The following is a 10,913-nucleotide window of genomic DNA, read 5'->3' as shown; positions in this document are numbered from 1 at the left end:
TGAGTTGTGGTCTGAGTCTGCTCACACCACGACCTAGGTTGATAAAAACATCACACGGGAAAAATATGATTTCAGAGAAAAACGCAGAAAATCAGGGGGAATAGAGATTCGGTGTGTTCACGCCATCGGAGACAAAAAAGATAAGGGGTTGAAGCGGAGTGAAGAATAATGAAAACGTTCCATGTGACATCCTTGGCGCTATTCCTTTTGAGAAAATATAGGTAAAGGATAACAAGATGTTTATAGAGCTAATAGCATAAAGAAAGGACAAAACCTGAGTAAACTAATTGATTTGAATTGCAATAATTTCATTAAAACTAATAACAAGAAAGCAGAGCTTACGCCCTGCTCCCAGTCGTTTTTCGTTTTAGCTTACGAGTTTTTGCAGCCCCATATTGACGATGCGGTCACCGATCATAGCCGCATCAATACCCAGAGAAGCCCCGCCGTTGCCACGAGCATTCAGGTTGGTATTGCCGGTATCACCCGCTACCGCGCTCTTGATCATCCCGACAGCCTTCATAAATTTATCCATGCTGCCTTTGGTCATGCCGTCGTCATCCGGCTTGCTCAACGCCTTGGCCCAGGATTTGTCATCCTGCTTCGCCGTCTGCCAGTTATCTTTCTGGTATTCCGGCTTACCGAAGACTTCAGGATATTGATCCATAAACTGACCAATTTCTTTTGCCATCCCCCGATCTTCTTTATCCACGAAGTAACGGGTCGGGCTGTCATTGTGCGTGCTGATGTTATTCAGCTCCTGCAAACCGGCCTTTTGCCCAACGCTCATCCCCAGCGTGCTACCCAATTGATTGAACGCCCCTGCGCCACTCAAGCCTTGCAGACCGTTGTTACCCAGTTGCAGCGGTGAGTTCTGGCCTTGTGCCTGACTCAGGCCGTTGCCCAAAATCGCGGATAAGGCATCGTTAACACCTTGGGTATACGCCGAAATTTCCGGTGATGCAGGCTGTTTATTGCCAAACAGGCCGCCCTGTTGCTGTGACATACCGCCGCCCAGCAGATCCTCCAGCGCACTAAACAGCAGGCTGCCCATCATCGCTGTAGGATTCATGGCATTCATACCAGCCCCCAGCGCCCCACCTAAACCACCACCGAGTGCACCACCCAATCCGCTGCCAAGGCTGCTCCCGAGACCACCGGCCAGACCGCCGCCAAGGCCTTGTCCCAGCAATCCGCCGCCTAATCCGCCTAGGCTACTTCCCAGACCGCCGAGCGCACCGCCCAAACCGCCCCCCATACCACCGAGGCCACCGCCCATCATGCTCCCCATGAACATCATGGTGGTCATGATATCGGACAGCTGTTCTGCAATATTGCTACGCTGGCCACCAAACCCCGATTGCGATGGCGATGAGCCGTTTTGTGAAGACTGAGATTGAAATAAACCGCCGTTACCGCCCGCTTTGATCGTAATTTGCAAAGAAGTACCGCCACCAAGAGAATTAAGCATAATGTTTCCTCAATGAATAAATGGAGTATGAAAGCGCCAATAGGTTTGCGGTCAGCCCGCGTGATTGTGACACTCCCCCATTAAGTGATTTTCTTGCCTGCGCGGTTCCCGTTTTACACACGAAAACACATGACTTTTTTACGATTCAGCGCGGAGGTAGACCGGCTAAACGCCACAATTCGTCGATCGCCACGACCGAGTCAGTCAACGTGGATAACGAGCGGCGTAACCGCAGAGTGTACTGCTCATCCAGGCTCAGGCTGCATGCAGGTAGCGCGTCAGCGTCCAGAAAGCGGCGTTGTAAAATTTGCCGCAGCATACCGGGATAATGTCGGGCAGGTGCTAACGTTAAGATGAGTTCAACCTGACGCGATGACACTGCCGTAAACCACAACCTGACACCCGGTTGTACTCGCCAACACGCCGTCTGCTTGGTTTCCAGCGCAGAGAGAAAGTCATGCTGATTGTCGAATACTTCCGCTGGCTCACTCATCTACGCTTACCCTGCTGTAATCCGCCGGGCCATTGCGCAGGTCAGGCTGCCACCAGATGATGAGCTGTCGCGTTTCCGGCTGCGGACGACAGGTGACTGAAGCACAGTTAGTCACCTGTCGTGGTGAATTGCAGGCACTCAATAAGAATGCGATGAGCACCACTAACCATGTTTTATGCTTCATAAGCATCTCCTCTAGCGGATAAGGTTATTAATTTGATATCAGCACGTTACGTCGAGCAGGCTGGGGCGTTAGTGCAGGCTGCAAAGCCAGGAACACCTCACTGGATTCCCCCGGTGCCAGCGTCGTTTTCGGCCACACGGCCACCGCCAGCGTGCGGCTACTGGCACAGGCCGCTTCATCAAAACGCTGCGGCTGTGTGCCTCCGTTACGCACCACACCGACACTCAGGCGTACCTGGCCGTTGCCATACCACTGATAGCGCGTGCTGTCATAAATCAGACCCGACTGTGAGCGGCACACCTCTCCCAATCGCGCACCTTTGCTGTCGGCCTGAAACCCAGCGGGAAGCTGGCGACTGGCAAGATCGCGGAATGCGCCTTCAATCAGGCTATAGAGATCCGTTTTACCGTTGCGTTGCGCTACGCGGTTCATGGCGCCGTTCAACTGCTGGCGATTGACGGAGGACACGTAGCGCGTAGGATCGGTTTGATCGCCGACGAGATGCGGCGTAAGAATAAAAAGGCGCTCGCGGCGAGAGACTTCATGACGCGTTGAGGTAAACAATTTTCCCAGCAGCGGAATATCGCCGAGGATCGGAATACGACGATCGCGATCACCGCTCTCCTCGACGTGAAAACCGCCCAACACCAGCGCACGGTTCTCCCCAATCAGCGCCTGCGTGCTGACGGTGCCGCGCTTCACGCCAGAGGCTTCCCCCTCGCGCCCTGTCTCGACCTGACCGTCTTCGATATCGATAACCAGTTGAATGCTGCGCTGTGCGCCTTCCCCGATCACCCGCGGTGTCACTTGCAGACTGGTGCCCGCTGTCACCGGTTGAATGTCCGCAACGCGCTCACCCGTCGCCGTGATGAACGCCGTCCGGCTGAAATCAACAATCGCGGGCTGATTCTCAAGCGTTAGCACGGAAGGATTGGCGACGATGGAGGCGGTTCCTTCACCCTCCAACGCCTGAATATCGGCGAAGAAACGCTTGAAATCACTGACAAACAGCGTGCTTCGCCCCATCATCATCGTGCTGCCCGCACTTACGTTGCCAAGCTGTGCCTGCCAGTTTGCTTCCAACCGCGACAGCGCGGTACGATCCACATCCAGAATAATGGCATCAATGTTGACCAGATTTTGCGGTACATCGATATGCTCGACGAGCTGTTGGTACTCCGCACGACGCTTCTCATCATCCCGAATCAACAGCGCATTATTGCGAACATCAGCAGAAATCTTGCCGCTTAGTGTCGCGCGGCCAGAAGCCTCGCCGCTGCGCCCAGGGCTATTGCGGGTTGCCAACCGCGTCATCAACGAACGCGTACTGTCACGCATGGCGTCCATCCCCGTATCTGGCTGCACGGGCATCGGACCAGATGCGCCCGCCGGTGCGGCTCGCTGACCATCCATCAGTTCATTGAGAATGGTCGCGACGCCCGGAATCGTGATTTTTTGATCGCGGTATTGCAGCGTTCGGTCGGATACAGAGGCATAGCGCAGCGGGAAAATCATCACCTTACGCCGTTCGTCCTGCTTTTCCCGCTGTTGGCTAAAATTACGGATCAGATCGATATACGCCTGCGGTCCAGTAACCAGCACCACGCCCTCTTCAGGTAACTCTCCCCAGCCGAAGCGTGAATCGAGCAGCCCGATACCGCTGAGTGCCTGTTTGATGTCAGGCGCAGCATCCGGCGAGATCTCCAGACGCACCGATGCCTGTTCATCCTGTGGGCTGACATACAGCGCATTGTTATACACGAACCACTGGAAACGATGCTCCAGCGCCAACCTATCGAGAAACAGCGTGGGGTTATCCGCCCGAATTTTCGCCGTCACCTCATTGTCCGCAATATTGCCCATCACCAAATCCACGCCGTGGCTGTTAGCGAAATCCGTCAAGATCGCCGACAGCGGCGTTTGCTCGGCAGAATACGCATACGCCCCTTTATTCCAGTCGGCTGGCGTGGCGGCGTGCGCCAGCGAAATCACCCCGTTCACAGGGATAATCCCAATCAGCACGACCGCCCAGCAAAACCAGCGATAGGCCACCAGCAAAATGCTATACGATCCATTACGCATCAATCCCTTACGCATGTCGTTCTCCTTGCAAAAAAGCCAGCGTGCTCAGATTAAGTGGGGCGGAAATAGGCGCTTTTTCTCGCGATGTGAGCAGGCCCAGCCAGGCGTCCCGTTGATTAAGTAAGGTTTCCAGGCTGCGGCATAACTGCATGACGTCGTCGGCATCGGGCCGCATCCATAGCCAGAACTGCTCATCCTGCGGTGAGAGCGAAAGTACTGCCGTATCCTCCTGAAACTGCGCTCGGGCGGCATCAGCCAACTGTAATGCGCGTGTCAGCATCGACTCATCCGGCACCGTGTGCAGCGGAATAGCCGCACTGCACGTCACGCCCGATGACTGCCGCACCATCGCCACCGCGCCGCCATCGATCTCCAGCTTCAACATCGATGTTCCACCGTTTAGCCAGCGTTCCAGCATCGCGGCTAACTCAGTTGAAGTCATTGATGATGGCCTTTGCCAAACCGTGTTTAACGCTCAACAGTTGCCCGACAGCCCAACTGGCATTGGAATAATCCATACTGGCTTCAAAAAAAGCGTAGCTATCCGCTTGGCTGGCACCGCCTTCGGCAACATTCAGCGCAATATCATCAAGTTGTTGCTGAGAATCGACCAGGTGCGCGTCAAGGCGACGTTGCATGGGGTTAAGGGACATAGCACTCTCTCCTCATAGGGTATTTTCTTCACAAGACAGGTTTCGGTCGTCAACCTGATGTTTGGGTCGCTAACCTAAGGTTTTAGTCATTGACCTGATAGTGAGTGGTTAACCCCAGCGTGCAGTTCCCACCGTTCGAAGGTGATTTCACATCGCGGCGGAATGATCGGGAGGAATGAGCTGCTGTGTCGCCTGCCGCCAGCTCAGCGACATCACGCCATGCGCCGTAATCAGCTTCATGGCATCGTTATCCAAAGCCTCATCGCTGGCGAGACGCCACGCCAAATGCGGATGCGCGTCTAACCAGTTTTGTACATCGGCAAGTTGGCCGGGATGGCAGTACAGCGTTCCCCGGCTCTCCCCTTGCTGTTGCTTCAGCAACTGCCGCAGTAAGGCATGGTGACGCGACGGCGCAGGCGTCTTATCCAGCAAATGTGCCAACGCATCGCGCAGCAGTTGTCCGGCTTGCGTAACGATGGTTTGCTCAAGGTGCAGCCTGTCTTGTCGAACGCCTTGCAGGAGCGTATTTGCCTGCTGCCAGAACGCAGCTTCTGCGTTTTCGACCGCCTGCTCACAGAGCGTTTGAGCACGTTCGTTCGCCTGTGCCACGATCGTATCCGCCTGCGCATTAGCCTCTTCCCAGAGTGTCCGACTACGCCGATGTGCCGCGACCCGCTCCGCCGGAATAATCACCGTTTCATCCCGACTTGCGCCGGGTAATGTCACAAACGTCTTTGTCGTCAGCATGCTTCGTCCTTAGCAAAATGAATAAAAATGAGGAGGTTATACGGATGCTGACGCCTTCCAGATTAAGGCATCGCATAGTGCATTCAGCCGGGAGGCAGGTAATGACATGGCCGGAGCCTGGCAGTGAGCTCCCCAATCACGGGGAAAGAGCAATTGCAGACGCGGCCAGCACGTTTCACCATAGCGAACGCGCAACAGCATCAAGGCGTCTTGATAGCGTGATGTCGAGGACACTGACGTTGATTGAACAGAAAATGCGGCCGATGTCGGTAGCCATAAACCCGGCCGCAGCGCCTTTGCCAATCGCTCACACCATATGGCCTCTGCATCAGCGTGATTCGGTTCACGTAGAGGCTGACACACCCGAGCCATCAGGCGTAACACCGTTTCCCGCTGCGCCGTATCTAGCGCTCCCATTTGTATCAGCGAGGCCAACGGATCCGGCGGCAGCACCAGCGGCAGAGAAAAATAGCGATTAAGCTGTACAGCATTCACATGCAACCAGTCGCGGCGCTGTGGTGAATCAGGCAACATAACGCCATCCGTCCACCAACTGGGATCCGCTTGTAACAGACAGTCCTCTACCCACCAGGTCACCCACGCAAGCGGTGTGATGCCATCCGGTTCGCGCCCTCTGCTTTGCGCTTGTGTTGTCATGGTGACGACGACGCCCTCGCTTTTTTCTGCTGCCATTGTCGCAGGTAAGGTGTGCCAACGCGCCAGCCTAATAGCCCAGCCAGCATCAGGCCAAACAGCCCGGCGCTCCACTGCCAGCGCTTCATCTCATCTGGCGTCAGCGTGAACGGCCCCAGCGTAACAACGGGGATCGTGTCCTGATACGGTTCAGCCGGAACAAAAACGATCGCCAGCTCTTTATCATCCTTACCAGACAGACCGGGAATACTGCTAGCGACCATCCGACGGATACGCTGCTCCATCCCATCCGGTTCCAGTTCGGCACGATATTTAATAAACACCGCCGCTGAGGCGGGCTGAACCGGCTCCCCAGGCGCGATACGCTCGGGCAACACCACATGCACCCGTGCTACCAGCACGCCATCGATCTGCGCCAGCGTGGCTTCCACCTCCTGCGACAGGGCATAGATATAGCGAGCCCGCTCTTCCAACGGCGTCGAGATCACGCCACTTTTCTGAAAGACTTCTCCCAGATTGGTGCGCGACTGCTTCGGTAAGCCCGCCGCATTCAGAATGTTGACGGCGCGCTCCATATTTTTTGCATCAATCACCAGCGTAACGCCGGTTTTGTCTACCCGTTTCTCCGCACCGATCTGATAGCGACCAAGCATTGAAATCGCCTCGTTGGCATCGTTCTCCGACAGCCCGCGATTCAGCTCAATCGGCTCGCCGCAGCCAGCCAATAATCCGATCAGCAGGAGAAACACTCGCTTATCGATTTTCATAGGCCGCTACTGTAAGTTGGTGAGTTTTTCCAGACTTTGCACACTTTTCGCCACCAGCTTGGCGCTCAGCAGGCTCTCCAGATAGAACGACGACAGCGTTCGGGTCGCATCCAGCACGTCCTTGGGATTATTGGAGCGCATCGACTGGCTGATGTCGCGTTCGGCAGATTTGAAGACGCCGTTCAGTCCCTGAGATTTTTCCGCCAGCGCGCCCAGCCACTGACTATTACCGCTCTCTGCCGTCATCGGTGCCGACGACAGCGCCGCACTAAACCAGGAAACATCCTGATCGTTGGCGGAAAAGGAAAAAGACGTGCCGTTGCCCGCCAGCGGAGCATCCCCCGGTTGAGCCAGCGTCGTAGCGTGGTTGATTTTCATGGTGTGGATTCCATCGCGGACGGGATAAAATAAAGCCGGAGCATAGCCCCGGCTCGTTGACTCACGATCAGAACTGGATAGCTTTCGCCGCTTTCTGCCCGGAGTTCATTGATTTGGAAGCAGAATCCATCTGACCATCCAGAATGGAGTTTTCCGTATCCAGCGCAATTTTCTGTGCCTGAGCGCCAGCTGCACGAGTCAGAGAACCTGCCATCGCGGTATCCAGAGTCTGAGACGCCGCCTGAGATGCAACCTGAGAAAGTCCTAAAGCCATGATATATCTCCAAATATGATGAATGTTTACGGTAGTGAACTGTCATGCTGTACATACAGTCATCTTGTTCATTCATTAAGTAGAGATCGGGCTGACGGAGTTCCCGCTGAGAGGTAATTCTTTCAGTAAATTGTATTCGAGGGGAAGAACTAGCCCAGTTTTATCAATCTTTCCGACCGTTAGCTGGCGATCATTTTCCTTTAAAATAGCAAAGACCATGATTGCGCCTGCCGAAAGCGCACGCGTGGTTTTGATTTGTAGGATCGTTTACGCCATTCTTCTGTCCCTGTAATGGCTGATAAACGCTGTACCGTTGGCAAGGATGCGATATCTGAATCTATGCCGCTTTTATTTCCGTCATACTGCCGGATGATCGCTATGCTCGCCTTAACGACGAATACTGGATTGTGGTTCAGACTGGTTTCAATTTCACTTAGCAGCGCACTGCTGGCCCTAGTGCTTGGGCAAGCCATTGTCGCCAGGCTGGAGCAAACACAGCTGCTGAACTATAGCGAGGAGGTACTCAATCAGGGAACTGCCGTCGCGAATGAAGGTCGGGAAACCATCAACCGGGTGCTGACGCTGAATAACGCGCCTTGCTCCAATGCCGATCTAAAAGAATTGCGCCTGCTCTCTTTTTACTCCGTTTATCTACGCGATATCGGGCGTATCAAAAATAACTATCTCATCTGCTCTGCTGGCTGGGGAATACTCAACCCTCCGATTTATTTGCTGCCGCCAAACCTGACGACGCCCGATGGTGTACAACTGTGGACCGCAATGAAAGATGTGGTTGATCCACGTATTACCGCGGATATGGCAAGCCTCAACGGTGTAGTCACCATCACCGCCGCCGCCGCATTTCGCCGTTTAACTCAGCCGCCCGCCCAGCATAGCGCGATGCTACTCACGCGTAATCTGGACCACGTCTATCAAAAATTTGGCGACATAGACCTGCCTGCGTTTAAGCAGACACGGCAACAAAATAACGCGTGGCTGACCATGGGAAAACGCCAAACGTTTTCCTGTGTGTCAAATCGGGATATCTGCGTACTGGCTCAGTTGGATTCTGCGGGTATTCTGTATCATCCTTGGTATGTCATCCTCTCCCTTCTGTTTCTCGGGTCGCTGATTGGTGCTGGCTCTACCTTCTCCTATCAGCTCTACTACGATCGGCATCAGGCTTTGCCATCACAGCTAAAACGCGCGATCAAACACCAACGGTTTCAGGTACATTATCAGCCGCTGATCAGCCTGCCACAGCGTGCCATTATTGGCGTAGAAGCGTTGGCGCGTTGGAAAAACGAGCACGGCGACAACGTATCGCCGGAATATTTCATCAATATCGCAGAAGAAATGGGCTATTTAACGGATCTGACTCGGATCATTACGCGTCAGGCATTGCATGATATGCAGCCATATCTCACGCAGGAAACGCCCTTCCTCCTCAGCATTAATCTGTCGGTAACCGATATTGTTTCACCTGACTATCACCACTTCCTGCAGAATATGTGTGACGAACTGGGGATAGACAGAGCGCGTGTCATGTTAGAACTGACCGAGCGTTCGAGCACATCCCATCAGACGCTGGCCAACGGTCTTGAGGCATTGCGACGCGCAGGCTATAAGGTCGCGCTTGATGATTTCGGCACGGGGTATTCCAATCTGGATTATCTGAGCCACTTATCGTTCGATATGATCAAGATTGACAAGGTTTTCGTCGGTGCCATCGGCACGGACTCGGTCAATGCTGCCATGGCGGACCTGCTCTTCACCTTGGTCAAAAAACTGGACGTCCCTGTGATTATCGAAGGGGTAGAAACACGCGAACAGGCCGCTTACATCCTGCAGCAGTGTCCTTCAGCGATGATACAAGGATGGTATTTCAGTAAAGCGGTAGCATTAGGCGATCTACCGGATATCCGTCACTATCAGTGTCCACCGATAGAAACGGCGTAACCTGAAAGCAGGTCTACCGTCAAAGGTAGACCTACCATAATCGTCCACGGTATCCGGGTGTTTAAACGATCGGTTTACACAGTCGCCATGCGTTTATCATGCCTGACACGTTTCCCCGCCCCCAGCGCACATTTCTCGCACCGTCACGTTAAGCACTTTCAGGCGATGATAGAGCGTTCGTTTGGGGATCCCCAATTCCACAATCACATCGTCAATACAGTGGTCGTGGCGACGCAGCGCATCCTGAATCAGAAATTTTTCAATCCGCTTTAATCGGTCTTTTAGTTGCAAAGGGCGCGGGTGCAGCAGCGGCTGAATTTCAGCCAGCGGTGGCAGCCCCAGCGCCCAGCGATCCGCGGCAGCTTTCAGTTCGCGGATATTGCCCGGCCAGCTGTGGGTCAGCAGTTGTTCGTAAATTTCTGCCGTCATCGATGGCAATGTCATTCGCAGGCGTATCGCCGCTTCCTGACTAAAACGCTGAAACAGCGGCAGAATGAGATCGCTGCGGGAACGCAGGGTCGGCAACTGGATTTTTACCGTATCCAAACGGAAATAGAGATCGCGTCGAAACAACCCTTTTTCTACCAATTGCAGCAGCGGCGTTTGCGTCGCCACAATCACACGCATATCCACGGGAGTGAACTGGGTGCTCCCCAGCCGCTTAACACCACGGCTTTCCAGCACGCGTAGCATCTTGGCTTGTAGCGTCATGGGCATACTGTCGATCTCATCCAGAAACAGGATCCCCTTATCTGCACTTTCCAGATAACCGGCGCGGGAGCGGTTAGCCCCAGTATATGCACCCGATACCACACCAAACAGCTCGCTTTCAGCCAGATTTTCCGGCACGGCGGCACAGTTCACCGCCACCAAAGGGCCGCTGCATTGAGAAATGCGATGGATCCGGTTTGCCAGCGTGTCTTTCCCTGTCCCCGTTTCGCCTTCAAGAACGATGTCGACATTGAGAGGAGCAATAACATTGATGATTGGCAACAGCGATGAGTGAATATCTTCAGCCGTATGCGTGGAATAGCTCGACGGTGACGAGGAATATTCTAGTGATCGGTTTGCTAATGGGGGATTTTCTAATGCTGAATTCTCTGATGATGAATGCCCTAATGATGAATTCCCTGATGATGAATAGTGCTGTCTGTCCTGACGGTAATGATTATTCATTAACTACTCCTGGGCCCAAACGGGCTAACTCACTGCTTTCCATAACATGGGGCGACCACCGCATTTCTCCGCGTA

13 protein-coding genes are annotated in these 10,913 nt (G+C 54.0%); 1 reads left to right on the top strand and 12 read right to left on the bottom strand.

From position 1 onward, the window contains the following. Positions 1–367: 367 nt before the first annotated feature. The 11 genes from DUT67_RS10040 to DUT67_RS09990 all read right to left on the bottom strand — a co-directional run bounded on the left by DUT67_RS10040 (position 368) and on the right by DUT67_RS09990 (position 7,703). On the bottom strand, positions 368–1,471 hold the full coding sequence (locus DUT67_RS10040; RefSeq protein ID WP_113632362.1) for a harpin HrpZ family protein: 1,104 nt from the start codon (positions 1,469–1,471) through the stop codon (positions 368–370). 145 nt (positions 1,472–1,616) lie between these two features. Continuing rightward, complete coding sequence (locus tag DUT67_RS10035) at positions 1,617–1,964, bottom strand: type III secretion protein (protein WP_113632363.1); 348 nt, start codon at positions 1,962–1,964, stop codon at positions 1,617–1,619. Next, positions 1,957–2,148 carry an HrpT family type III secretion system protein gene (gene hrpT / locus DUT67_RS10030; RefSeq protein ID WP_113626125.1) on the bottom strand — a complete coding sequence of 64 codons (192 nt, stop codon included), beginning with the start codon at positions 2,146–2,148 and terminating at the stop codon, positions 1,957–1,959. The genes DUT67_RS10035 and hrpT overlap by 8 nt, the downstream gene beginning before the upstream one ends. A 27-nt stretch (positions 2,149–2,175) precedes the next feature. Next, positions 2,176–4,245: a type III secretion system outer membrane ring subunit SctC gene (gene sctC / locus DUT67_RS10025; protein WP_113632364.1), complete on the bottom strand. Its 2,070-nt coding sequence runs from the start codon at positions 4,243–4,245 to the stop codon at positions 2,176–2,178. Beyond that, positions 4,238–4,672, bottom strand: coding sequence for a type III secretion system chaperone (locus DUT67_RS10020; protein ID WP_113632365.1), 435 nt, complete (start codon positions 4,670–4,672; stop codon positions 4,238–4,240). Before DUT67_RS10020 ends, sctC begins: the two co-directional genes overlap by 8 nt. Further along, positions 4,659–4,883, bottom strand: a complete 225-nt coding sequence (locus DUT67_RS10015) for a type III secretion protein HrpF (RefSeq protein ID WP_048259974.1) — start codon at positions 4,881–4,883, stop codon at positions 4,659–4,661. Before DUT67_RS10015 ends, DUT67_RS10020 begins: the two co-directional genes overlap by 14 nt. Positions 4,884–5,030: 147 nt before the next feature. Continuing rightward, positions 5,031–5,630 (bottom strand): type III secretion system stator protein SctL, encoded by a 600-nt coding sequence (gene sctL / locus DUT67_RS10010; protein WP_113626122.1) that lies wholly within the window; start codon positions 5,628–5,630, stop codon positions 5,031–5,033. Between the two features lie 36 nt (positions 5,631–5,666). Then, positions 5,667–6,287 (bottom strand): type III secretion protein, encoded by a 621-nt coding sequence (locus DUT67_RS10005; protein ID WP_113632397.1) that lies wholly within the window; start codon positions 6,285–6,287, stop codon positions 5,667–5,669. After that, a complete protein-coding gene (gene sctJ, locus DUT67_RS10000) occupies positions 6,284–7,051 on the bottom strand; it encodes a type III secretion system inner membrane ring lipoprotein SctJ (RefSeq protein ID WP_048259972.1) in 768 nt (255 codons plus the stop codon). Before sctJ ends, DUT67_RS10005 begins: the two co-directional genes overlap by 4 nt. 6 nt (positions 7,052–7,057) lie before the next feature. Beyond that, complete coding sequence (locus DUT67_RS09995) at positions 7,058–7,429, bottom strand: EscI/YscI/HrpB family type III secretion system inner rod protein (RefSeq protein WP_048259971.1); 372 nt, start codon at positions 7,427–7,429, stop codon at positions 7,058–7,060. 67 nt (positions 7,430–7,496) lie between these two features. After that, the gene (locus tag DUT67_RS09990; protein WP_048259970.1) at positions 7,497–7,703 is read right to left on the bottom strand and encodes a membrane protein; all 207 of its coding nucleotides are present in this window, start codon (positions 7,701–7,703) and stop codon (positions 7,497–7,499) included. Positions 7,704–8,081: 378 nt separating this feature from the next. Between DUT67_RS09990 and DUT67_RS09985 the strand changes: the two genes are divergently transcribed. Continuing rightward, entirely contained in the window at positions 8,082–9,662 is a 1,581-nt protein-coding gene (locus DUT67_RS09985; RefSeq protein ID WP_113632398.1) for an EAL domain-containing protein, read from the top strand. 96 nt (positions 9,663–9,758) lie between these two features. On the opposite strand, the gene DUT67_RS09980 is transcribed toward DUT67_RS09985, so the two are convergent. Then, positions 9,759–10,838: a sigma 54-interacting transcriptional regulator gene (locus DUT67_RS09980; protein WP_113632366.1), complete on the bottom strand. Its 1,080-nt coding sequence runs from the start codon at positions 10,836–10,838 to the stop codon at positions 9,759–9,761. Positions 10,839–10,913 lie beyond the last annotated feature (75 nt).

Source organism: Pectobacterium peruviense (assembly GCF_003312355.2).
GTDB lineage: Bacteria > Pseudomonadota > Gammaproteobacteria > Enterobacterales > Enterobacteriaceae > Pectobacterium > Pectobacterium peruviense.
The sequence above is the reverse complement of the archived record's forward strand: the minus strand, read 5'-3'. Positions and strand labels throughout refer to the sequence as shown.

Coding starts and splice junctions, on each gene's coding strand:
- DUT67_RS10040 (WP_113632362.1), bottom strand. CDS start 1,471: ATGCTTAATTCTCTTGGTGGCGGTACTTCTTTGCAAATTACGATCAAA.
- DUT67_RS10035 (WP_113632363.1), bottom strand. CDS start 1,964: ATGAGTGAGCCAGCGGAAGTATTCGACAATCAGCATGACTTTCTCTCT.
- hrpT (WP_113626125.1), bottom strand. CDS start 2,148: ATGAAGCATAAAACATGGTTAGTGGTGCTCATCGCATTCTTATTGAGT.
- sctC (WP_113632364.1), bottom strand. CDS start 4,245: ATGCGTAAGGGATTGATGCGTAATGGATCGTATAGCATTTTGCTGGTG.
- DUT67_RS10020 (WP_113632365.1), bottom strand. CDS start 4,672: ATGACTTCAACTGAGTTAGCCGCGATGCTGGAACGCTGGCTAAACGGT.
- DUT67_RS10015 (WP_048259974.1), bottom strand. CDS start 4,883: ATGTCCCTTAACCCCATGCAACGTCGCCTTGACGCGCACCTGGTCGAT.
- sctL (WP_113626122.1), bottom strand. CDS start 5,630: ATGCTGACGACAAAGACGTTTGTGACATTACCCGGCGCAAGTCGGGAT.
- DUT67_RS10005 (WP_113632397.1), bottom strand. CDS start 6,287: ATGACAACACAAGCGCAAAGCAGAGGGCGCGAACCGGATGGCATCACA.
- sctJ (WP_048259972.1), bottom strand. CDS start 7,051: ATGAAAATCGATAAGCGAGTGTTTCTCCTGCTGATCGGATTATTGGCT.
- DUT67_RS09995 (WP_048259971.1), bottom strand. CDS start 7,429: ATGAAAATCAACCACGCTACGACGCTGGCTCAACCGGGGGATGCTCCG.
- DUT67_RS09990 (WP_048259970.1), bottom strand. CDS start 7,703: ATGGCTTTAGGACTTTCTCAGGTTGCATCTCAGGCGGCGTCTCAGACT.
- DUT67_RS09985 (WP_113632398.1), top strand. CDS start 8,082: ATGCTCGCCTTAACGACGAATACTGGATTGTGGTTCAGACTGGTTTCA.
- DUT67_RS09980 (WP_113632366.1), bottom strand. CDS start 10,838: ATGAATAATCATTACCGTCAGGACAGACAGCACTATTCATCATCAGGG.